Raw genomic sequence first — 21,185 nt, 5'->3', positions numbered from 1 at the left:
TAATCTAGTTCCGCTAATACAATTGTCAGCAACCTTTTCGTAACTTTGTTATTTTTCAGGAAGGGATTTACCATGTTACAATATAATTAGTGAGCCATATAAACAAGGAGAACTCTCGTATGAAAAATAATATATGCCCAAAATGCAATAGTGAAGAAATAAAAAAAGGAGTAATGGCAGCAACTGTTGGTCAAGTTCATATGTATCCCGAAAAAAACCGTAGGAAGAATTCCTCTACAATATCAGCAAAGTATTGTGGTCACTGCGGTTATATTGTAGCCTTATATGTGGACAATCCTGAAAATTTAGGATGATTCATTTACTTAAACTAGACTAGCATACTCTACCTGTAGTTCTTGCGTCAATCAATAGTATGACAAAAAACAAACAAGCTACAAATGTGCAGCTTGTTTCTTATGGTTGATATTTTGAATGGAGTTTAGGAACACTCTTAAAGTTTTTCACGTTGATTTCAATGTCATCAATATCTAGCGTCGGAAACTCATCTTCTTCAGATGATTTCCATATATCCCAATGATATCGATAAAGGTAGTTCTCAAATTGATAAATATCTGCACCAATCTCTTTGCTTTTTTCATAAGAAGTGTATATTTCTTCGACAAGTTGTTTCTTTAACTGCTTTTTCATTTTATTAGCATTTGTTCTTTCATTCGAACTCAGAACAGTTGCATCTATTCTTATTTTAAGCCCAAAAGAATATTTCTTTTTATCTTTATTTACTACTTGTCTTAATTTCGGTTTAATCAATTCTATCTCCATTTCGTTATCATCATTATTGATATTTAACTTAGTACGTTCGGTTTCATTGTTTACCCGGATATATCCAGATAAGTCATCGGTGTTTAAAAAGCCTTTCCATTCTTTCTCTTTAAATAGATGCGCTCCATTAATGGATGGAACAACATAATCTTTCTGGTCTTCTTTTATAATTTCCTTATTAACCTCTAGTGATGGCAAAAGAATGGTATTAATTTTTTCGTTAAATTGATACATGAATTTTTGTAAAGTTAAAGGAGGAACCGTAGAGCTTTGATGCTGCATGGCGTCTGGATAACTTATTTGCGACTCATTAAATGGATAATAAAAAGGAATCTTTGCCGTGAATATATCCTCAATAGCCTGGTTTGTTCCATAAACCTTCCCGGTCAATCTAATATTATAGCTAGAATCAAGGGCATTTAATGTTGGTTTTAATTTGCTTTTCAACAGAGATTTTCCGAATACAATAACTTTCACTTGGTCGAAATTCAAAGGTAATTGAATTCCTTTATTTATTTGGTCGATAGCATCTTCAATCGACTTGGCAGTCCCATTTCCTAACCACACCTTACTAGGTTGATCCCCTTTTCCCTGTTCTGATTTGGCAACATTTAAAAAATCCAAAAACTGAACGGTTACGATATATTGGTTATCTTTATAGTCAATCCCTAAACCAACCGCATATGCTTGATATTGAACTTCCTTAATATTTGTACACCCTGCAAGGAAGAAAAGAGAAACGAAAGCAATAACTATTTTTTTCATTTAGTCACCTTTTCTTTTTTCATCTTTAATGGACAAACCAGCATTTCTTTTCTTTAGAAGATTATTAGGTATCCGGAGAAAACGTAAACAAAATATCTTTTCCATAAGGCGTCGTTATATTGGAGAACATTGGAACACCAAAGGATTCTAACCTTGCTATATACAAGATGATGAAAATAAAACTTAAGAAAAAACCGTAAATGCCCAAAAAATAACTTATTAATAAGACAAAAACACGAAAATAAAATAAATTTCCTGCCAAAGAGCGATTTACTAATGTAAAGCTTGTTAGCGCGGTTATTCCTATTATTACAAGCATAGATGGAGAAGTGATTCCCCCTCTTATCGCAGCATCACCGATGATTAAGCCACCAAGGACAGAAACTGTTTGTCCGATCCCTTTTGGCAATCGAGAGCCGGCTTCAAAAAACAATTCAAACATTACAACCATTAGAAGCGATTCAATTAAAGGGGAAAAAGGCAATCCTAATCTAGATACAGAGATTGTTGCTAGGATTGGTAATGGCAATTGTCCTACATGATGGGTAATAATTGCTGTATAAAAACCGGGAAGCAAAATGGTTGTAAAAATTCCAATAATCCTTAGGGTTCTCTGCAGGGAAGTATAATAAAAACTTGAATTTTCATCCTCTGCCGATTTAAATAAAAGGGATAAATCAACAGGCGCAATTAATGCTGTGGGTGAACCATCCACCACAATGGCAAATCTACCTTGATTTAGGGCCTGGACAATAAAATCCGCTCTTCCAGAATAGTGGATAGTTGGGATTAAAGAAAACTTCCGCGGTTCCAGATATTCCGTTAAAATATTAGAACTAGTTAAAACATCGATATCTACCTGAGAAAGGCGATCCTTAATATCAGCGAGAATTTCATTATTCACAATATCATTCATATAAAGAAGTCCTACTTTTGTATTTGTTCTTTTTCCAATTGTATATTCCTTTATAATGAGAGAAGAGGTACGTAGTCTTTTACGAATTAAGCCTATATTTGTATTTATATCTTCTACAAAGCCATCTTTTGGGCCGATCGCTGATACCTCTACGACAGATTCATCAGGTTGTCGACTGGGAAACTTCTTTATATCATAAAGATAAAGTTTTTCTCCTGGGGGAATAACTAGTAGCTTTCCGGAAAAAACTTCTTCTTGAATTTTTTCTCGATTAAATTCCTTTTTATTAAAGCTTTCCATCTGAACATATTGATAGATATTCGACTCTTCCGCCCCTAATACTGGAAAATGTATGGTTTTAATCATGCTTGTATCTGTTTAGTGGCACACAGTAGACCATGATAATCTGTAATTCTCCCTTATCCTCTTTCACCATAATATCAGAGGATTCATTAAATAATTGTTTTAACGCTTCTGACGTAAAAAGAGGATAATCCACAAACTCAACTCCTAGTCACTTTTTTTCTTTTCCCTATAAATAGAGTTAAAGATACTATCTGGATGATCAATAATACTAAGGATACTGGTCTAAAATAAAGGAAAACAACCTCGGAAAATATACTTTGATCCACTGGAATAAGCAGTGCAATAAATAAAAAAATATAAAGAAAAGTTAACAGCTTGCTATTCTTTTCATCCTTTGTAAATATAAGGCTTGTTAGTAACACAAATAAACTGATCCGAACCACGCCACCCGATAACCATTGATAAATCGCAAAAAAATCGGTGTGTGAAATATATTTTCCAATAGCTATTAACCGCCATTGCTCATATGCTGGATAGCGATATTGGGAAGCAAGCTCTGCTCCAAATTCGACAATCGCCCCTATTGTCGGTCCAATCATTAAACCAATAATCAAAACATTTAACACAAAGAGCTGCTTTTTTGTGATTGATTTTTTTACTATGGATGAAAGAAAAAGAATGACAAAAAGCTCTATTATTGGTAATAGCGTATATATGAGCCCTTTTGAAACAGGCATAAATCCGTTTTCTAGTACGGGCAATAATAATTCATAGTTTTTATTCTCCGTATTTGCAAAAGAAATAAAAAAACCTAAGAAAATCACTATCGGACATAAAATAGTGCTCAATATCCCCATAGAAAATAGCCTAAATTGCTGCACAGCAAACATAAAAACAGTAAAGTGCCTCCAAGCAAAAAAATATTATAGTCTTTCATATAAGTTAATTGTGACCAGAAAATAATATCTTTCGCTGTTATAAAAGCACTAATATACATATATAAACCTAATGGTAATAAGAAATAATAGTATTGTATGGTGCTGGTATACCGTTTTACTATTTTAATAAAAGAATCTGTATGTACGATTCCATTAATTCTGTGAAGTAATAATACCCACAGCGGCACAACAATCAGCGCTATAACCACACTAATCCACGCATCTCTTTTGACTATTGTTAAAACACCTGGAATTATTTCCACATGGGCAAATAGGCCAACTGATAGAAGAACTAGATATACAATGGAAATATATCGTAATGTATTTTGCATAATCATTCCTTTTTCTATTTAGTATGTATTTATTATGTGGAATGTAATATTTTTTATTACTACTCGAACCAATATGGTCAATTCCCTGCCGATGTCCTTAAATTCTCAAAAAAAAAAAGTCCATTCCTTGAAGTTAAACTTCTCTTAAGGAATGAACTCTTTAACTAGTTCTTATTTTTTTCTTATAAAAATTATTACAATTGCAGCTAATGATAAAACAATAGCGATAATCGATAATATCGTATTTACATTTGTACCTTCATTTGCATGCTCGGCATCTTTGTCTTTCTGTTGATCATCTGCTGCATCATCCGTTTTTGTGCTGTGTCCATGACTATCAACCGTTTCATTAGATTGAGCAATATTTGTGATAGAATGAGGCAGCTCAGCATCACTGTCTCCAGTCCATTCCACAATGCTGCCATCTGCATAGTACTGGAATGCATCCCATGCTATATCGCCAGGCTCTTTTGGATTCTGTGCTCTAAAAGTAAAATCGCGATATTGACCAGCCTTAATAGCTGTCTCTTCTGATTCTGCTTCCCAAGTTACAGTTGCCACTTTATCATTATCATCTTTTGTTGTAGTCGTTTTCCAGCCATCGACAGGTTCATACATTTTATACTCCACATTTTCGGGAATTTTAATCGTTACCTTTGTTGTATCCACATCTTTTTCAACTGGAATTCTTACAGTATACGTTTCCCACGCCTCTGTAGTAGATTGGGATGGATTCACGGTAACATGAGCGCTAACTGGTAATGCTATAAAGAAGACAGCTGCTAATGCTACTAATCCAGATATAAATTTCTTTTTATGTATCATTTCAAATCTCCTTTCCTTATTTCTGCAGTTTTGCAAAAAGAGAGGTTAACACTACTTTGAATGTGTTAACCTCTTTCATCATATCAAATAGGGGTACTTCGTTCAAAGAAAAAACAGCTTAGATTATGTCTATTCTGTGAACATTTTATGACAAATGTACTTTAACTGAGCTATTCCTCATTTTAGCCAAGATGATTCATCTTTAATCAAGGGATTTTCTTTCTATTACATTGCCTCTGGTGCAGCAATTCCAAGTAATCTTAAGCCTTCTTTTAAAACAACTGTTACAGCATATACGAGAGAAAGTCTCGCTGTTTTCCCACTATTTTCCTCTAAAATTTGAATATGCGCATAATACTTATTAAATGTTTTCGCTAAATCGATAACGTACTTTGCCACTTCAGAAGGATCATAATGCTCATTCGCTTTTTCCAGGGTCGTCGGAAAATCCATTAATAGCTTGACAATCGGAAAACTTACCCCATCCCACTGTAAGTTGTCTAAGTTAGCTGGTGGGACGAAATTTCCTTTCCGCAATAAAGAACAGGCTCTTGCATGTGTATATTGGATATATGGTCCTGTTTCTCCTTCAAACTTCAACATGTCTTCTAGAGAAAACTCAATATCGGTTAGGCGATAATGCTTTAAGTCATGAAAGATAATTGCTCCTGTTCCTACTTGATTTGCCACTTCTTCTTTATTTTCAAGAGAAGGGTTTTTTTCTTCGATATTTTTCTCCGCTAATTGAATAGCTGCTTGAAGCACTTCTTCCAATAAAACAACTTTCCCTTTTCTCGTTGACATCTTCTTGCCGTCTTTCAGCATCATACCAAATGGAATATGAGCCATTCCTTTTGCCCAATCATAGCCCATTTTCTCTAACACTTGAAATAACTGCTTAAAATGGAGAGTTTGTTCATTTCCAACTACGTATAAACTTTTCACAAAATGGTAGTTTTCTTGACGATAGATCGCTGCAGCTAGATCCCGTGTAGCATAAAGTGTCGCACCGTCGCTTTTTTTAATTAAACACGGTGGGAAGTCTTCAAGCTCTACTACTTGCGCCCCTTCTGATTCTATTAAAAGCTGCTTCTCCTTCAATAACTCGACAACTCTTTCCATCTTGTCGTTAAAAAAAGCTTCGCCATCATTGGAATCAAATGTAATTCCTAATAGTTTGTAGATTTTATTAAACTCTTCTAACGATTCTTTTCGAAACCATTTCCAAAGATTAATGGCTTCTTCATTTCCCTGTTCTAGATAGTTAAACCACTTTCTCCCTTCCTCATTTAGCGAGGGATCTTCTTCTGCTTTTTCATGAAACTTCACGTACAACTTTAATAATTCTTTAATAGGATTCTTCCGCACTTCCTCTTCATTTCCCCATCTTTTATAGGCGACGATTAATTTACCAAATTGCGTTCCCCAATCACCAAGATGATTTATGCGAATCGGTGTGTAACCATTTTTCTCAGCAATAAGGCCAAGAGCATTTCCGATAACGGTAGAACGCAAATGCCCCATTGAAAATGGCTTTGCAATATTAGGTGAAGACAAATCAATTGTCATTACACCCTTATTCTTAGGTAAATCTCCATAATGCTCCTTTTGTTCGAGAACTTCCTTGATTACTTTAGAGGCAATTAATTGCTGATTTAAGAAAATATTAATATAAGCTCCTACTACTTCAACATGATCAATCAGCGGAGATTCTATCTTATGAGAAAGTTCTTCCGCAATTAACGCAGGTGCTTTTCGCAACTTTTTGGCAAGTGTAAAACAGGGAAAAGCAAGATCTCCTAAATGAGCATATTTCGGTTTTTCCAATAACTGTTCAATCGCTTCTGGTGATAATTCTACATGTAATTTTGATGCTAATACGTTTGCTAGTTCTGATTTGATGTTCATCTATATTCTCCTTTTCTATATTAGATATTTTAATAAAATAAAAAAACTCCCGCCCCTTCATACGAAGAGGCGAGAGTATATAATTCCCGCGGTACCACTCTAATTGTTATTTTCATAACCACTTAAATCAGTTAACGGCCTGTTACCGATCATGCCTACTCCCTTTTCAGCATGATATCTCCAAAGTGCGTTTCACTGCTTGCTCCACATTAGGCTTCCACCGTCCCTAATTCGCTATTGCTTTACAACCAGCTACTCTCTTTTTCTACGATTTCCTATATTTTTTTCTTATTATACACATACTTTTCGGAAGAATCCAATACTTTTTTATTTTTATAAAAGAAAGGCAAGCGCCAATCATTTCCGTCTACATATAGTATTGGAGGAGGTGAAACAATAATGAATTTTCAAAATCGAGCTTTTGGTGGACATATTGGTGCTGTTGGTCCAATTGGAGCCGGTGGTTTTGCAGGAGTGGGACATGGTGCAGTGGGTGTCGGGGCTATTCCTCTTGGTGCAGTTACTCCAACTGCTGGCTTTACTGCAGGTAATCCTCTAATTATTACGCCATTCCACCATGTACCAACGACTCAACAACAACATTGGAATTATGGCCAAACTTACCCTTCATACACACAACCATATGGCTATAATCCTGCTTATTCTACTTACGGATATTATCCCTTTTATTGACAACTGAAAAAAGGCAACAACTAGATTCCATCCATTTAGAGATATTCTGGTTGCTGCCATTTCATCTATTGCTATTATTCTGGCTATGCATATTTGTTTATTTTTTCGCTAATTTATGAAGATGACTGATAATCTACCATGGGAAAGAATTTTATAGAGAAGCTCCTACAGAGAAAATGAATATGCTAGGACAAACCATTAATAATGGCGGTGCATCAGCAAATACAGATGCTTGCGGCAATAATAACAGTTTTACAATAGAGAACGAGAACTGCATGGAGACAAGAGGATATGCACTGTCGGAGAACAATGGCGAAACATCCAGGTTTTGTAGGCTGAACTCCTGGGATTTTGAACACTACTTTTCCCTTGTCCCTCTGAATAGTGGCTTTCATTCCCTTTATGAACTCCACTTTTCCCTCGGTTCCTCTGAATAGTGGCTTTCATCTCCTTTTTGAACTCTACTTTTCCTTCGGTTACCTTGAATAATAGCTTTCATTCCCTTTATGAACACTACTTTTCCCTTGTCCCTCTGAATAGTGGCGTTCATCTCCTTTTTGAACTCTACTTTTCCTTCGGTTCCTCTGATTATTGGCTTTCATCTTCTTTTTGAACTCCACTTTTCCTTCGGTTACCCTGAATAGTGGCTTTCATTCCCTTTATGATCACCACTTTTCCCTTGGCTCCTCTGAATAGTGGCGTTCATCTCCTTTTTGAACTCCACTTTTCCCTCGGTTCCTCTGAATAGTGGCTTTCATCTCCTTTTTGAACTCCACTTTTCCTTCGGTTACCCTGAATAATGGCTTTCATCTCCTTTTTGAACTCCACTTTTCCTTCGGTTCTTCTATAAAATGGTTTTCATTCGTATATTAAAATACTGAATCTCCCTCCAATACTCCAAATTTAGCATCCCTCTCTCTTAAACTCACATATTCTAAATCTATAACAATCACCATTTATGAAAAAAGCGATGGTATCTGACCTATGCACGCATAGTCATTCCATCGCTTTTTGTTATTTAACGGGAATCCATATTTCAGAGTAGCAATTTTCGCTTGATGAATCATCATCTGTATAGCGTTCAAAGGAAATAAATCCTGCTTGTTGATAACCACTGGACGGCATCCATTCTGAATATATTTGCTTCCAAACTTTCTGCATACTTTCCGGCATTGGTCCATTCACCTCAAAAACTGCCCACTTTGATGCTGGAATAACGAGCTGATCATATTTTTCAGATTTATCCTCTGTTGCAACCGCTATCCAGTAATCCATATCCTTACCCGCTGCTTCTGACTCCTCTACACAAACACCAAGAACGCCTGGAATTTCTCCCCTAGTCAGCAGCAAAAGCTCGTTCACTGTTCCATTCTTATTAACTTCATCCCACAGTTTTGGAATCTCACGGAGATTTTCATCTTCCTTAAAAGTATAAGATTTTTTCATTCCGACAATCGTAAATGCCTCTTTCTCCACTACTTTTACTTTCATTGGTTCTGCCCCTTTCAGCTGTACTTGAATGACTAGTGGATTGTATATTTTTAGACTACCAATTCCTCGTCTCGTTTCACTTGGTGTAACTCCATGCTGTCTGCGATATGCTTTCGTAAATGCTTCTGGTGTATCATATCCATATCTTAAAGCAATATCGATTATCTTTTCGCTCGAATGAAGCAAACTTTGTCCAGCCATCGATAATCGGCGTCGTCTAATATACTCTCCCACTGGTATATCCGTAAGAATTGTAAATGTGCGTTGAAAGTGAAATAATGAAACATTTGCGACACGCGCAATCGCTTCTATTTCAAGCTTTTCTTCCAAATTATTTTCGATATATATTAATGCCTTTTGTAACCCTTCCAACCATGTCACATTCATCACATCCTTAAAAATAGCATACAGGGATTACTGTTGGTTTTCCTGTTCATTTATGCTTGCTTTTGACAGATATATCCTTGGTTTTCTTCTCATCAATATATCGGATTAAAGAAAGGATAGACCGCCCTAAGTAAATACAAAAAAAGGCACCAAAAATAATAAGTGCTGCTAAGTAATTGGCAAATAACTTCTTACTGGCAATAAATAATATTAAAAATACTAGTGCGATCAACAAATTGAATATTGGATGATTTTTCATTCATTTCCCTTCCTTTTTTATAGATAAAATATGTATCGTCACGATAAAATAGGCTGTCTATCCCTAGCTCTAGGTTTAGACAACCTTATTCGACTCTAATAGAAAACGTATAATTGGGATTTCCTTGATCCCATTTAGCATAAATCATATAAACATGTGTGCCTTTTTTGGCTGGGACCGTCATTTTATTTTTATCTACCTTGATAAATTCCTCTTCTCCATCTTCAAACACTTCTGCAACCTGTAAAGATCCAGCTAATGGCTTTTTATTAAAATCGATGGTAATAGTTGAATTCGGTTCCACTTTGACAGAACCATTTTGTAACCCCATATCCCAAGGAGATGCATAGACATAATCAACACAAGATCCTTTTAATGAACCTTGCCAGCAATTTGAGCCAATTGTTGTCGGAATTCTATTATTCTTCCATAATACCTCAGGTTTTGGTGGTTTGGAAAAATAAATCGTATCCATTAGAACCCAAATACAGGCAAAAATAAAAGCAATTATTGTTACCACCATAAACATGCGATCTTTTTTGTCCCCTTTCATTCCTCTTTATTATTGGACGATTGATATCGTATAAAAGTTTCGATTTTTCTTTATAAATAGAAAATTCCAGCGATATTATTCCTATTCTCCACCACAGCTTCCTCCACTATCAAAGGAAGATCCGCAGTCATTTCCTCCATCAAAGATAGACGCTTGTGAGCTATCTCCTATTTCTCCTTGAAAAGGCTGATAATTATGGCTATTTATATTGTTTGTCTTTTCTTTGCGAGAAAAAATTTGAGCCACGATAATTGCCACAAATACCAACATTATAATTCCAAACATACTGTATTCCTCCCTCACTAGCTATTCTATTTTATATACGTAGGATAATTGGAAATAGTTTCATATTTTTTTCATATTAAAAGCCGAAAAGTAGTAATCTACCTTTCGGAATAAATTAATTTATGCTCTTTTCCTTATTTCCTTTACCCTTTCCATAACGGAAGGTTTCTTTTTGCTGAAATAATAAAAAATTCCTGTTATCAATAAAATAATTACGATTAATGCTAATGGATTAATATCTGTAGAGAAAACACCATAAGGAATTAACGCAAGGATAAAGAAGTAAAAGAAATTGCCTATTGCTGTGCCAATGGTAAAAGGTCGTATCGATATTTTGCTTACACCAGCAATGATATTTAAAATACTTGTCGGAAAGAACGGAAAAACCCTTCCATAGAATACATAGCGCATTCCTTTTTGTTCGATTTTATCTAACATTTCTTGGTGATTTTGCACCTTTCTAATCACGAAATCTTGGAACCAAAAACGAATGGCTAAAAAGATAATGATTGCGGCTATAATGCTAGAAAACCAACTCCATAAAAAGCCATAGATGAAGCCAAATGAGTAAAAATTGAGGGTAATTACTAAAATTAAAGGAATAACGGTAAAGCTATTTTGGATAATCATAAGGAATAAACTGACAATAAGTGCATAAGAAATATTCTCTTTAAATACAGATGTGACCGAATTTAACTCCCCTTCACGAATCGCCTGAAAAATATCGGTGTATCGGAAAAATATAATAAAGAGGCTTACTGTCACAAAAAATGTAAATGGCTTCCAAAAATGTTTTATACAAATCACCTTTTTCATAAATTATATGTCATATTCTAAAGAGTGGTACACTTTAGATGAATCATTTTACTACAGATTTCTTCCTTTTGATTTTTTTATAATTATCTATTTTCTACCCGTTTCTATTTTTTTTTAATCAGGGTATATTTCTACCCTGAAAAATAGTTAAATCATCCAAAAAAGCAGTTGTATTTTACATTAATTTGCAAAATATAACTGCTCTTTTACTCCCCTTTGATTCCAATCTATCAAACTACTTTTTCCTACATCTCTTCTTCAACCCTATCTAACCACTCATTCATATGCGCAGTAAATAACTTTGTCTGTTCAATCTGCAAGTTATGACCCGCTCGATCTAAAATGGCAAATGTTGCTCTGGGATAATTCCCTAGAATCGCAAACGCATCTTGATATCCGACTACAGAATCTTGTTTTCCTAGTAAAAAGACAGTTGGTTTCTGAAATAGAACATCATCGATCGCAAAAGAAAACCCGTAGTTCTTTTGAATTTTATCCAAAAATGCTGTGTCAGCAATATTGCATCCTGATAAAATTTCCTGCTTGTATCGTTTCCAATTGTATTCATCTAAAACTACTTGATTGGATTTGAAATCATTACGTTCTTCTTCTACTAAGTTGGATAAAAATTCATTATCGGCATAAACAATCGTGTGTTCTGGGAGTGTCCTCTTTTCTTTATCTGGTAAAATCATCGAGCAAATGAATCCAGCGCCTAATATTTGCTCTTTATAGAGCTTGATGATTCCTCTAGTTAAGTAGCCGCCATAGGATTCTCCTATAATCAGAAATGGTTGATTGGAAATCTTTGTATCTATAAAGCTTGCAACGGCTTTTAACATCTCATCAGAATTACTGATTAAGTCATAATCCATAGTTTTCCCCATACCAGGTAAATCCAAATATATCCGTTTCCAACCGTCGTTCTCTTTAAAAACAGGCTCCATACAACCACTCATGAGTCTATGATCTGGCGTAAATCCATGTAGCATGATAATGGGAATTCCTGCGCCTATTTCTTCATAATATATGTTTGCATTTTTCACTTTGCAGTATGGCATCTTTTATCCTCCCTATTGATTAAAAATGTATGTATCTATGGAAGTTCCTTATTCAAATAATGAGATATTTAAGTCTTTTCCACAGCAGTAGACAAGTAGTGTATGTAATTGAGCTCTATGATGATAGATATGTGCGACTATTTCTAACAACCACTCGTACCTTGAATAGGTTACTCCCCAATATGATGTAGTCCTTTCTTGTAATTCTATTTCTGTGAGATTCATATAAATATCTTTTAATGTTTTATAATTATCTGCAATAGCATTCTTTATATCCTGCATGTTTAGTAATGCAACACTCGAATAATATTCATCCATCTCTTTTTGTGTTGCACCGTTTGATATCAATAAATCAGCCTTACAAATAACGGCAATATGCTCTAAGAGCTCACCTATTGAACGCTTATTATCATCTGGCCTTTGCTGTAGGTCAGCCTCTTCTATAGTCTCTACCATTTCGATTGTTGTTTTTAAAGCTATTTCTATTTGATTTAGTGCACTACCTATATAGGTATTCACCCTAACTCCCTCCTTACAGCGAATATATGTTCGTTCTTATAATTATAGACGAATCTATCATAAGTTCAATATAAATATTCATTAATTCTGACTTTTAAACAAGAATGAATTTCAAAGCAACCATAGCTTCCATCTTAAATATCCTTGTATAGCTCTTTTTCAATTTGCTATACTTTAAAAGAAACGAACAGGAAGTGGAATTTTATGAAACAGGCTCTTATAATCATCGACATGCAAGAAATTTTCTTTAACCATCCCAAAAACTATTTATACGATAGAATTCAACTAGTAAAAAACATCAATATACTAATCAAGCAAGCACATGAAAAAAATATTCAGGTTATCTTTATTCAGCATACAGATCCGAATGAGCAGTCCGCGCTTTATGAGGGCAAGAACGATTGGAAATTGCATCAAAATCTATTGTTATCTACTACTGATAAGATAATTAAAAAATCAAAATGGGATGCATTCTACAAAACAGAACTTTTAGAGTATTTAAAAAGCAAGGCAATCGAACAGCTTATTTTCGCTGGTGCACAAACGGAGTTTTGTCTTGATACTACTATCAGAGCAGCCTATAGCTTGGGATTTCAGCAAAATCTCCTTTATCAAAACACTCATAGCACCATTAACGGCTCTATTTTAAATGCAGATAATATTATTGACCATCATGAATCTATTTGGAATAACCGTTTTTTAACGATCAAAAAGGGAGAACTGAAATTATAAATATCTTCTGGTGGAATACGCTATGTTATTTTTTTATTACTCTAGATCGTAGTATTAGGAGAAGATTAAATGAATAAATTATACTTGATTGATGGATATGGCGGATCACCAAAAATAAATTGGCTTTCTGATATAAAAAAAGAATTTAAGAATTCCTTCCATATACAAATAGTGGACTATACAGATGCCACAATTGCAAATGTTACGCAATGGGATCTTGATTTAGATAGAGCTATCAAAGAACCGAACAATGTTTATTTTATTTGCCACAGTTTAGGCTGTATTACGTTTTTAAGATACTTTTACGTCATAATGTACAAATTAAAGGGGCTATTTTTGTTTCTGGATTTGCAGAACCCATTGCAGCGTTCCCACAATTTGATCCCTATATGCAAGAATTAAATTTGGATAAAATCAAGCATTTACTAGGAGCATCCTTTTTTATTTCATCCAGAACCGATAAAATCATCGATTGGCAAATCTCGAATTCCTTAGCAAATAAACTTGAAATTCCTTTTATTTTATTACCTTCTGGCGGACATTTTACTTCTGGAGAAGGAATTATTGAAATGCCATCTGTCAAACATATTATTAAAGCAAAATGGTTATGACATTCCAATGGTAAGTTTTCTTGTACAAGAAAACTTACCATTGGCGAATAAAACAAAGCGATCCTTCCTAAAGGAAGCATCGCTACTTTATCTATTCAGTAAGAAATCCTAAATATGGAGATTAGTTCTTTTTTTCGGTTGTAGCAGGATTGCTAGTATTTTCTGTATTTTTACGATTCTTAACCCCTTTGCTTTTATAGGGTTTGTTACTCTTAGCTTTATTGGCACTAGCCTGCCAACGATTCCAGCCTTTTTTATCTGTTCCTCTGCCTGTACCGCCTTTACCTTTAGCCTTAGCTTTACTCATAAAATCAACTCCGATTTTTCTTATATATTACGTATCATTAGTTAGTCTTATCCTTTTATTCTGGTAAAAAACGTACATAATGAACTATAAGTATATAACAGTCTGCTATTGTTTGAAACATTAACCTTTTCAAAAGTTGATTTCTCGTGCTTTCTCTTCTCTACAACTTTCGCGTTTTCTCCATAGCAAAATATGGCACTAAAAAAATGAAACCATTTTTCTATCAAATCCGTAGAATATGATGAAGATGACTTTTGTGAAGATAAAATTGATTTTAAAGTAATACGCTTTATAATAGACAGTCATCTCTTCTACAAATGATAGATCATAAAAAACTGTCCTGAGGAGTGAAAAATATGAATAGTACCGCTATCTTTATTATTGCATTAGCCGCAATAGCTGTATGGTCTATACAAATTTATGAGCTTTTGAAGCCATCGAAAGAACAAAACAATCGCAAAATCGTTTTATTAACATCTGCTGGCTCTTTATTCACGATAATTCTTACCGTTTCATTTTTTCAAAATATCCCATTTTTTCAATAAGATACTTATAATGAGTTAAAAATTATCATGATTAATTCTTCTCGATAAGAATAACAAAATAATCCTCCCTCTTTTTATTTCAAACATAACAATCCTTTAACAATTTTATTAAATTTTCTATTTTTGGAAAATTACGTCGAAAAAAAGGAGTATAATGGAAATAAAAATAGGGGGAGGTTGTTGAAATGATTACTTTATTAGAAGATATTGCCCAACATGGACTAAAAGATACGAAACTATACATCATGAAAACAACTGATTCGTTTGTTATTTCCATCCCTAAAATTAATTGGTCTACCGAAATAAGCAATGAAGAATCTCCACATGATCAATTCGACCATTTACTACATTCTTTAACTTTTCACATGTTTGAAGGAGACTGTTCCCAACTAGCTGAAAGTATCACAACTTCTATTAGTAAATATGAAACTTCATAATATATTATAACTTCCATCAAGTGGAAGTTTATCGCCCACTTGATGGTTTGTTGCAACCTTCTGATCTAACTGCGATTTTCCTATCTAATTTCCTCAAATAGTTTGACTCTTGCTGACCGTTAAGAACCCATTCTACCTTTCTAATTGTATATAATTTGTTATCCTTGTGATTTTTTACGATCCTCTATTTTTCGGTCTAGAATATCTCCACTAGTGCGGTCTGAGACAATTTAATTTTGCATAAACGGGCTCCAATACGCTAAAATGATTAAGATAAACACTAGAATTTTTTAAAGGAGTTTTTTTATTGGATTTACTTTTTGCAAGTGAGCGACTAGGATTTCGTTTATTAACAATAGAAGATATAGATGCATGTGAACAATTTTGGGGAAATGAAGAAGTTATGAAATATTGTGGTGGCAGCACTTCCTCTGCATTATTGCCTCAAGTTATTGACTTTTATCAGCAATGCCAAAAAGATTTTGGCCTTTCCGTTTATGGTGTTATTGATTTGACAACCAATCAAGTTATTGGAGCAGCAGGCTTTAATATTGAAGAATCTGTTGATCAAGCTGAACTTATTTTCCATTTCTCCAAAGCTAATTGGAATAAAGGGTATGCTACAGAAGCTGGCATTGCCTGTTTAACGTTCGCAAAAGAGCAAGGGAATATCCAAAAAGTAATTGCTTCTGCAAGTATTGAGAACAAAGCTTCCTTAGATGTACTCGGCAAAATTGGTTTTCAGTATATGGGCATTAAATATTTCGAGGATACTGAGCAGGAAGAAGCTTATTTTGCGTTTGTTTTATAGGTAAATAGATAGTTATTTATTGTAAGAAAAAAGGGATCATCCCCCTTTTTTCTATACCGGATGGTTCAGCCTTTTTAGATATTCACGCAGGTACATTTAAAAAATGTGTGCGAATCCTTATGGAAGGATACGTCTACTTCTGTTTTCTGAAACCAACATTATTATCTTATGAAAAATAATTTAATAAACAATCAAAAGAATGAATTTCGGCAAATGGCTTAATCTCGGTAGGATTCTTGATCTTTCGAGGATTAAACCATACACCTTTTATATGGGCATTTTGACAACCATTTATATCTATTTCTATGTCATCCCCAACGAATAATGCTTCCTCTGGCTGAACATTCAGCATATTTAAAGCCAGTTCAAATATACGTTTGTCAGTTTACTCAACCCCACTTCATCGGAAATAATAATTGGATCAAAATAGCTATGTAAATTGGTATTCTGTATTTTTGCTTTTTGTCTATGGATTGTACCATTTGTGATAATTGCAACCCTCGCTTGATTCTTTATCTTATTTACTATATTTATTCTCGCTTGGTTTACAGAAAAACAATAAGGAAAATGCTTATTCCAAAAAGCTAATATGTCATTATGTGGAATTCTGTATTTTGGTGGAAACATAGCAAAAAATGATTCTAAAACTTTTGTTTTATCTTTTTGACCGTAGCTTTGCTTGTCCTGTTTTTTGAATTCTAACAACATTTCCCTTTTTAAGGAATCACTAATATCTACATAACACTTTTCTAACAGAATGAAAAATAACTTTTCTACTGCTTTATCTCTATCAAGCAAAGTATCATCTAAATCAAATAGAACTGCTTTATAGCTGCTCATCATTCACTGCCTTTCTCTCATAATTATCTAAACAGACTTTTTTATACGGTAAAACCTTCTATTTTGCCACAATCTATTTCGCGCACTCTTTTTTCTATATGACTTATGGGTAAGTTAATTTTTTGTCCAATTATTTCTCCTGTCTCTATTGCTCGAGACAAGTCACTTGTAATAAGAATATCCCATTTTTCTTCCTGTTATAGTCTATTTGCTATAGCCATTGCTTGTTGTTTTCCAAGTCTATTTAATGGAATATTTGAAATCCCTTGTGCTTTCCCCAGTGTATTCCATTCGGTAATACCGTGTCTTATAAGACCAATAGTTGTCATTCTTCCCTCACTTATTTTCTTGTCTTTGTTGTGATTCTTTACTACATTAAAATCCTACATAAAAAGGTTGTCGCTTCTCATCCAAACAGTATTCTATTCTTTGTCTAAAATTCTTATATTTCACCATGTTGAGCGCTTCCTCAATAGGGAAAAATCCTACTTCTAAACTTTCTGGTGATGTAGTAAATTCCCCGCCAACCGGTTTAGCTAAGAATAATGTATTGCATATAGAACCATTTACATTCTGAAAGATTCCACAAAATTTTATTACTTCAATATCAATTCCTGATTCCTCTTTTGTTTCTCTTATCGCAGCAGCTTTCAGTGACTCTCCCTCTTCCACTTGGCCACCTGGCATTTCCCAGCCTCTTTTGGGTCCTTTGATTAATAAAATTTCCTTTTGTTCATTGATGACAATCGAAGCAGCCGAAACAATATGTTTAGGCGGTGCATATTGCGGTTGTGTATTTTGAGTCAATTGCTTTCCCCCATCCCTTCTTTTTTTGCGATTTTTTGCAATCTTTCCATTATTTTACTATAAATTTCTCCTACGAAAAAATACCTCCTTTTCTAGTTGAAAAGAAAGTATTTTTTCGTATTTATTTTTTCACCATTTCAATGGCTCTATTAACTGCTTTGCGAGCTAATTCTTTCTCTCCTAGGTTATCATCAGCCTGAAGCATTTCCATTACTATTTTTGTTGCTGTCTTTTTATTGCGAGTAATCGGAAATATTAAGGCATACAGCTTGGCTGCTTGTTTTTTATTCATACTTCTTTTCACTACAAATCGCTTAGATTTAATGCGAGCGTAACTTTAAATAGATCGCCATCTGTCTCGATTTTCATCATGCCTTGGTGTAGATCTATGATTGATTTCGCAATCGCAAGTCCTAGACCTGATCCTTCTGTATGCCTCGATGTATCCCCTCGTTTAAAACGCTCATATAATTCATCAAGATTATCGTCAAGCTCATACTTAGATATATTTTTAAACTGCAAAATAGCTTGGTCTTTTTCTAGTTTAATGGAAATATAGACACGTGAATGCTCTAAAGAATATTTCAAAATATTGCCTATTAAATTATCAAATACTCTCCAAAGCTTCTGACCATCTACAGTTGCATAAATCGACGGTTCTTGATTGGTTACACGAAAATCAAGTGTTGTCGCTTTAATTGTTTCATCATATTCACCTAACGCTTGCTGTAAAAGCTGCACTAAGTCTATTTTTTCCTTCTTTAATTCCACATTGCCGCTGACCATTTTCGAAACCTCGAATAAATCATCAATTAGTACTTTTAATCGTTGGGATTTCCGATCGATAATACCTAGATATCCCTCTTTTTCTTCCTCAGATAGATTTTTTTTCTTCAATAATTCCGTGTAATTGATGATTGATGTTAAAGGTGTTCGCAAATCATGACTGACATTCGTAATTAACTCTGTTTTTAGGCGTTCGCTTTTTTCTTGAGCATTTTGGGAATAAATCACGCCATTTTTTAGTGTATTGATTGTCTCTGCTAATGCTGAAAGTTCACTAGATGCTTTTATATCTAAGTCACTTACTTTTCGACCGCTCCTGATTTCCTTTGTATATAGAACTAACTGACCTAGAGACTTTGCATTTTTCACTAAATAATGGATGGCTGGTATGCCGATAATTATGACCGCAATAAGAAAGAACAACACAAAAAATGGTTCCACAATCACTGCCATTAAACAAAATCCTAGCGCGAAAACAATCATTAAACAAAGGATTAATTTAGTCAATGGACTTCTACTTGAAAATAATAGCAGCATTGGTTTTCCGATTGTTTTAACACATTTTCCAACAAATGTTTTTGTCCAAATTGATTTATCGCCTTTTACTATTTCCTTATATAATAGAGACATTTGGATAAAGGACAAGGATATAAACAGCCAAGCTAAACAGCCAAATAAAATAATTTCCTTCCAATAGGAGCCGTCATTATATAAATTTAATTCTATTTGATCATTTACTCCCCATACACCTATAATAGCAACAGCTAAACTTATAAGGAGAAAAATTAAACCGATATCAATTGGAATTTTCTTATAAAATGAGTATTCCCATTGTGTTAAGATACTTCTTTGTGCTAAAAGGAGAATACAGCTGGCAACTAGGCTGATGATACTAATAACACTAAAGTAGATCACTTGCTTTTGTTGCGTTTTATAATTATCCATGTCTGTATGCAGCATACTCTTGGCACTTAGATTTTCAGGAACCGCAATAACTCCTTCAAAGCTGCCGATATTCTTCTTGATGTCATTTAGAATAGACACTTCTATAGCAACATCATCGGAATCACCAAACTCATACCAAGGAGAATTTATGGAAATATAATGCTGTTCCCACTCATCTTTTGGGTCTATATGGATATCGCTAAGAAATTTTGTTTTTTTCTGTTTCAGCTTACTCTCAATCGTTTCGCCAGGTGCAAGATCAACATTTGTTACTATTTTTCCAGTTTTGTTATTTTCAAAATAAAAAAGGAAGGAATCAGTCCAGTCTTTATACTCATATTCTCTATTCTGTAATTCTTGATAGTATTCATCTAATTGCCTTGCTTTTTCTTTCTTAATCTTATCTTCTACGTATTCATCACTTTGGAAATTTTTCGTAATATCAGCTATTTTCTTATCTCTTTCTTCTGTATATAGCTGTTCTGCTTCTGAGCTTCCTGTTTCTTTAGCGGTCTGAATTTGCTCTTCATACTGACTTTTTATGTTTTGAATTTGTTCATTTAAATCACCATAATAATAACGGTATTCATTTATTTCTTTAGCTGATACGGTTATTTTTTTCTTTGCCTCTTCAATCGGAACATAATATAACTCATTTTCACTTAGAAGATCCTTATAATATTGCATCCTTTCTTGAAATATCGATGTTTGATAAAAATCCGTGTGTAAATAACGGTTAAACCACATATCTACAGATACAATTCCACTCAGCGCGAGTGTAATAAGCAGTGTCCAAACAATAAAAAAGCCTTTACTTCTCGATTTTGTAGCCAATGCCCCACACCACCTTTAAGAAGCGAGGATTTTTTGGATCCACTTCAATTTTTTCACGTATTTTTCGTATATGTACTGCTACCGTATTTTCGGCATTGTATCCAGGTTCTTTCCAAACACTTTCATAAATTTCTGCAATCGAGAATACTCTGCCTGCATTTTTCATCAATAAAACAACAATTTTATATTCAATAGGAGTCAGCTTTACACTTTCTCCATTTACCGCAACTTCTTTCGCCTCCTGGTCTAATGTTAATCCATGAAGGTCTATTTTTTTCTTCACACCATCAAAGGTGCCAAGTGTTACATATCTTCGCAACTGCGATTTCACTCGTGCAACAAGCTCCATTGGATTAAATGGCTTGGTGATATAATCATCTGCCCCTATTTGCAATCCCAATATTTTATCTGTATCCTCGCTTTTGGCTGTCAGCATAATAATCGGAATATTTTTTTGCTCGCGAATTTTATAAGTAGCCGAAATTCCATCTAAATTTGGCATCATAATATCCATTAAAATTAAATGGACTGTTTCTCCCATTAAGATCTCCAATGCCTCTATTCCATCACTTGCTTTTAATACCGTAATCCCTTCGTTTTTAAGATAAATTTCAATAGCATCTCTTATTTCTTTTTCATCGTCCACCACGAGCACATTGACATTCTCCACCTTAAAACCACCTGCTTTCTCTCTCT

27 protein-coding genes, 3 pseudogenes and 1 other annotated feature are annotated in these 21,185 nt (G+C 34.2%); of the genes and pseudogenes, 7 read left to right on the top strand and 23 right to left on the bottom strand.

All coding sequences use genetic code 11. The features are described from left to right. Window positions 1-119 precede the first annotated feature (119 nt). The gene (locus NST77_RS07080; RefSeq protein WP_095328381.1) at window positions 120-314 is read left to right on the top strand and encodes a PF20097 family protein; all 195 of its coding nucleotides are present in this window, start codon (window positions 120-122) and stop codon (window positions 312-314) included. Window positions 315-414: 100 nt separating this feature from the next. On the opposite strand, the gene NST77_RS07075 is transcribed toward NST77_RS07080, so the two are convergent. The 7 genes from NST77_RS07075 to argS form a co-directional block, all read right to left on the bottom strand. Continuing rightward, a complete protein-coding gene (locus NST77_RS07075; RefSeq protein ID WP_095328380.1) occupies window positions 415-1,545 on the bottom strand; it encodes a Ger(x)C family spore germination protein in 1,131 nt (376 codons plus the stop codon). Between the two features lie 64 nt (window positions 1,546-1,609). After that, window positions 1,610-2,827: a spore germination protein gene (locus tag NST77_RS07070; protein WP_341122836.1), complete on the bottom strand. Its 1,218-nt coding sequence runs from the start codon at window positions 2,825-2,827 to the stop codon at window positions 1,610-1,612. Then, window positions 2,820-2,960, bottom strand: a complete 141-nt coding sequence (locus NST77_RS07065) for a hypothetical protein (RefSeq protein WP_176474148.1) — start codon at window positions 2,958-2,960, stop codon at window positions 2,820-2,822. Before NST77_RS07065 ends, NST77_RS07070 begins: the two co-directional genes overlap by 8 nt. A 4-nt stretch (window positions 2,961-2,964) precedes the next feature. After that, entirely contained in the window at window positions 2,965-3,615 is a 651-nt protein-coding gene (locus tag NST77_RS07060) for a GerAB/ArcD/ProY family transporter (RefSeq protein ID WP_176474147.1), read from the bottom strand. Next, window positions 3,612-4,037 carry a hypothetical protein gene (locus NST77_RS07055; protein WP_095328377.1) on the bottom strand — a complete coding sequence of 142 codons (426 nt, stop codon included), beginning with the start codon at window positions 4,035-4,037 and terminating at the stop codon, window positions 3,612-3,614. Before NST77_RS07055 ends, NST77_RS07060 begins: the two co-directional genes overlap by 4 nt. Window positions 4,038-4,208: 171 nt before the next feature. After that, window positions 4,209-4,862 (bottom strand): YcnI family copper-binding membrane protein, encoded by a 654-nt coding sequence (locus NST77_RS07050; protein ID WP_095328376.1) that lies wholly within the window; start codon window positions 4,860-4,862, stop codon window positions 4,209-4,211. A 225-nt stretch (window positions 4,863-5,087) separates the two neighbouring features. After that, on the bottom strand, window positions 5,088-6,770 hold the full coding sequence (gene argS / locus NST77_RS07045; RefSeq protein WP_095328375.1) for an arginine--tRNA ligase: 1,683 nt from the start codon (window positions 6,768-6,770) through the stop codon (window positions 5,088-5,090). Window positions 6,771-6,832: 62 nt separating this feature from the next. Next, window positions 6,833-7,047: a binding site (T-box leader), on the bottom strand. A gap of 122 nt (window positions 7,048-7,169) precedes the next feature. On the opposite strand from argS, the gene NST77_RS07040 reads away from it, so the two are divergent. After that, window positions 7,170-7,463 (top strand): hypothetical protein, encoded by a 294-nt coding sequence (locus NST77_RS07040; protein ID WP_095328374.1) that lies wholly within the window; start codon window positions 7,170-7,172, stop codon window positions 7,461-7,463. Window positions 7,464-7,614: 151 nt separating this feature from the next. On the opposite strand, the gene NST77_RS07035 is transcribed toward NST77_RS07040, so the two are convergent. The 9 genes from NST77_RS07035 to NST77_RS06995 form a co-directional block, all read right to left on the bottom strand. Continuing rightward, window positions 7,615-7,773 carry a hypothetical protein gene (locus tag NST77_RS07035; RefSeq protein WP_163185588.1) on the bottom strand — a complete coding sequence of 53 codons (159 nt, stop codon included), beginning with the start codon at window positions 7,771-7,773 and terminating at the stop codon, window positions 7,615-7,617. Between the two features lie 166 nt (window positions 7,774-7,939). Further along, window positions 7,940-8,065, bottom strand: a complete 126-nt coding sequence (locus NST77_RS07030) for a hypothetical protein (RefSeq protein WP_341122834.1) — start codon at window positions 8,063-8,065, stop codon at window positions 7,940-7,942. 412 nt (window positions 8,066-8,477) lie between these two features. Then, complete coding sequence (locus tag NST77_RS07025) at window positions 8,478-9,341, bottom strand: AraC family transcriptional regulator (protein WP_341122833.1); 864 nt, start codon at window positions 9,339-9,341, stop codon at window positions 8,478-8,480. Between the two features lie 46 nt (window positions 9,342-9,387). Then, window positions 9,388-9,600, bottom strand: a complete 213-nt coding sequence (locus tag NST77_RS07020) for a hypothetical protein (protein WP_163185594.1) — start codon at window positions 9,598-9,600, stop codon at window positions 9,388-9,390. 85 nt (window positions 9,601-9,685) lie between these two features. Then, window positions 9,686-10,123, bottom strand: coding sequence for a hypothetical protein (locus NST77_RS07015; RefSeq protein WP_164463855.1), 438 nt, complete (start codon window positions 10,121-10,123; stop codon window positions 9,686-9,688). A gap of 111 nt (window positions 10,124-10,234) precedes the next feature. After that, window positions 10,235-10,438 (bottom strand): hypothetical protein, encoded by a 204-nt coding sequence (locus tag NST77_RS07010; RefSeq protein WP_095328370.1) that lies wholly within the window; start codon window positions 10,436-10,438, stop codon window positions 10,235-10,237. Between the two features lie 120 nt (window positions 10,439-10,558). After that, a complete protein-coding gene (locus tag NST77_RS07005; RefSeq protein ID WP_095328369.1) occupies window positions 10,559-11,254 on the bottom strand; it encodes a TVP38/TMEM64 family protein in 696 nt (231 codons plus the stop codon). A gap of 245 nt (window positions 11,255-11,499) precedes the next feature. Continuing rightward, entirely contained in the window at window positions 11,500-12,315 is an 816-nt protein-coding gene (locus tag NST77_RS07000) for an alpha/beta fold hydrolase (protein WP_341122832.1), read from the bottom strand. Between the two features lie 48 nt (window positions 12,316-12,363). Further along, complete coding sequence (locus NST77_RS06995; protein ID WP_095328367.1) at window positions 12,364-12,834, bottom strand: DinB family protein; 471 nt, start codon at window positions 12,832-12,834, stop codon at window positions 12,364-12,366. A gap of 204 nt (window positions 12,835-13,038) precedes the next feature. On the opposite strand from NST77_RS06995, the gene NST77_RS06990 reads away from it, so the two are divergent. Both NST77_RS06990 and NST77_RS25940 read left to right on the top strand, forming a co-directional pair. Beyond that, complete coding sequence (locus NST77_RS06990; protein WP_095328366.1) at window positions 13,039-13,566, top strand: isochorismatase family protein; 528 nt, start codon at window positions 13,039-13,041, stop codon at window positions 13,564-13,566. A 69-nt stretch (window positions 13,567-13,635) separates the two neighbouring features. Then, window positions 13,636-14,177, top strand: a pseudogene (locus NST77_RS25940) (RBBP9/YdeN family alpha/beta hydrolase). Window positions 14,178-14,298: 121 nt separating this feature from the next. Here the strand turns inward: NST77_RS25940 and NST77_RS06975 are convergent. After that, the gene (locus NST77_RS06975) at window positions 14,299-14,484 is read right to left on the bottom strand and encodes a DUF3934 family protein (protein ID WP_095328364.1); all 186 of its coding nucleotides are present in this window, start codon (window positions 14,482-14,484) and stop codon (window positions 14,299-14,301) included. Between the two features lie 356 nt (window positions 14,485-14,840). Between NST77_RS06975 and NST77_RS06970 the strand changes: the two genes are divergently transcribed. The 3 genes from NST77_RS06970 (at window position 14,841) to NST77_RS06960 (ending at window position 16,277) form a co-directional block, all read left to right on the top strand. Next, entirely contained in the window at window positions 14,841-15,029 is a 189-nt protein-coding gene (locus NST77_RS06970) for a hypothetical protein (RefSeq protein ID WP_095328363.1), read from the top strand. A 185-nt stretch (window positions 15,030-15,214) separates the two neighbouring features. Continuing rightward, window positions 15,215-15,466 (top strand): YueH family protein, encoded by a 252-nt coding sequence (locus NST77_RS06965; protein WP_123259517.1) that lies wholly within the window; start codon window positions 15,215-15,217, stop codon window positions 15,464-15,466. 307 nt (window positions 15,467-15,773) lie between these two features. Further along, complete coding sequence (locus NST77_RS06960) at window positions 15,774-16,277, top strand: GNAT family N-acetyltransferase (RefSeq protein WP_163185606.1); 504 nt, start codon at window positions 15,774-15,776, stop codon at window positions 16,275-16,277. Window positions 16,278-16,443: 166 nt separating this feature from the next. Here NST77_RS06960 and NST77_RS06955 read toward each other — a convergent pair. From NST77_RS06955 to NST77_RS06930, 6 genes and pseudogenes are all read right to left on the bottom strand, one after another. Further along, window positions 16,444-17,117: pseudogene (locus NST77_RS06955) on the bottom strand (HAD family hydrolase). Between the two features lie 41 nt (window positions 17,118-17,158). Next, a pseudogene (locus NST77_RS06950) lies at window positions 17,159-17,446 on the bottom strand (histidine phosphatase family protein). 46 nt (window positions 17,447-17,492) lie between these two features. Next, the gene (locus NST77_RS06945) at window positions 17,493-17,924 is read right to left on the bottom strand and encodes an NUDIX hydrolase (RefSeq protein ID WP_095328360.1); all 432 of its coding nucleotides are present in this window, start codon (window positions 17,922-17,924) and stop codon (window positions 17,493-17,495) included. Window positions 17,925-18,045: 121 nt separating this feature from the next. Next, window positions 18,046-18,216 carry a hypothetical protein gene (locus NST77_RS06940; RefSeq protein ID WP_156485459.1) on the bottom strand — a complete coding sequence of 57 codons (171 nt, stop codon included), beginning with the start codon at window positions 18,214-18,216 and terminating at the stop codon, window positions 18,046-18,048. Window positions 18,217-18,227: 11 nt separating this feature from the next. Further along, complete coding sequence (locus NST77_RS06935; protein ID WP_172859272.1) at window positions 18,228-20,489, bottom strand: MFS domain-containing histidine kinase; 2,262 nt, start codon at window positions 20,487-20,489, stop codon at window positions 18,228-18,230. Next, complete coding sequence (locus NST77_RS06930; RefSeq protein WP_095328358.1) at window positions 20,467-21,159, bottom strand: response regulator transcription factor; 693 nt, start codon at window positions 21,157-21,159, stop codon at window positions 20,467-20,469. The genes NST77_RS06935 and NST77_RS06930 overlap by 23 nt, the downstream gene beginning before the upstream one ends. Between the last annotated feature and the right edge of the window lie 26 nt (window positions 21,160-21,185).

This window comes from Niallia sp. FSL W8-0177, assembly GCF_038006285.1.
GTDB classification, from domain to species: domain Bacteria; phylum Bacillota; class Bacilli; order Bacillales; family Cytobacillaceae; genus Niallia; species Niallia circulans_A.
Note: the sequence above shows the minus strand (reverse complement) of the source record. Positions and strands in the feature narration are given on the sequence as shown.

Excerpts from the sequence above, each read along its gene's own strand:
- NST77_RS07080 (WP_095328381.1), top strand. The coding sequence starts at position 120 with ATGAAAAATAATATATGCCCAAAATGCAATAGTGAAGAAATAAAAAAA.
- NST77_RS07075 (WP_095328380.1), bottom strand. The coding sequence starts at position 1,545 with ATGAAAAAAATAGTTATTGCTTTCGTTTCTCTTTTCTTCCTTGCAGGG.
- NST77_RS07070 (WP_341122836.1), bottom strand. The coding sequence starts at position 2,827 with ATGATTAAAACCATACATTTTCCAGTATTAGGGGCGGAAGAGTCGAAT.
- NST77_RS07055 (WP_095328377.1), bottom strand. The coding sequence starts at position 4,037 with ATGCAAAATACATTACGATATATTTCCATTGTATATCTAGTTCTTCTA.
- NST77_RS07050 (WP_095328376.1), bottom strand. The coding sequence starts at position 4,862 with ATGATACATAAAAAGAAATTTATATCTGGATTAGTAGCATTAGCAGCT.
- argS (WP_095328375.1), bottom strand. The coding sequence starts at position 6,770 with ATGAACATCAAATCAGAACTAGCAAACGTATTAGCATCAAAATTACAT.
- NST77_RS07040 (WP_095328374.1), top strand. The coding sequence starts at position 7,170 with ATGAATTTTCAAAATCGAGCTTTTGGTGGACATATTGGTGCTGTTGGT.
- NST77_RS07030 (WP_341122834.1), bottom strand. The coding sequence starts at position 8,065 with ATGAAAGCCAATAATCAGAGGAACCGAAGGAAAAGTAGAGTTCAAAAA.
- NST77_RS07025 (WP_341122833.1), bottom strand. The coding sequence starts at position 9,341 with ATGAATGTGACATGGTTGGAAGGGTTACAAAAGGCATTAATATATATC.
- NST77_RS07020 (WP_163185594.1), bottom strand. The coding sequence starts at position 9,600 with ATGAAAAATCATCCAATATTCAATTTGTTGATCGCACTAGTATTTTTA.
- NST77_RS07015 (WP_164463855.1), bottom strand. The coding sequence starts at position 10,123 with ATGGTGGTAACAATAATTGCTTTTATTTTTGCCTGTATTTGGGTTCTA.
- NST77_RS07010 (WP_095328370.1), bottom strand. The coding sequence starts at position 10,438 with ATGTTTGGAATTATAATGTTGGTATTTGTGGCAATTATCGTGGCTCAA.
- NST77_RS07005 (WP_095328369.1), bottom strand. The coding sequence starts at position 11,254 with ATGAAAAAGGTGATTTGTATAAAACATTTTTGGAAGCCATTTACATTT.
- NST77_RS07000 (WP_341122832.1), bottom strand. The coding sequence starts at position 12,315 with ATGCCATACTGCAAAGTGAAAAATGCAAACATATATTATGAAGAAATA.
- NST77_RS06990 (WP_095328366.1), top strand. The coding sequence starts at position 13,039 with ATGAAACAGGCTCTTATAATCATCGACATGCAAGAAATTTTCTTTAAC.
- NST77_RS06975 (WP_095328364.1), bottom strand. The coding sequence starts at position 14,484 with ATGAGTAAAGCTAAGGCTAAAGGTAAAGGCGGTACAGGCAGAGGAACA.
- NST77_RS06970 (WP_095328363.1), top strand. The coding sequence starts at position 14,841 with ATGAATAGTACCGCTATCTTTATTATTGCATTAGCCGCAATAGCTGTA.
- NST77_RS06965 (WP_123259517.1), top strand. The coding sequence starts at position 15,215 with ATGATTACTTTATTAGAAGATATTGCCCAACATGGACTAAAAGATACG.
- NST77_RS06940 (WP_156485459.1), bottom strand. The coding sequence starts at position 18,216 with ATGAATAAAAAACAAGCAGCCAAGCTGTATGCCTTAATATTTCCGATT.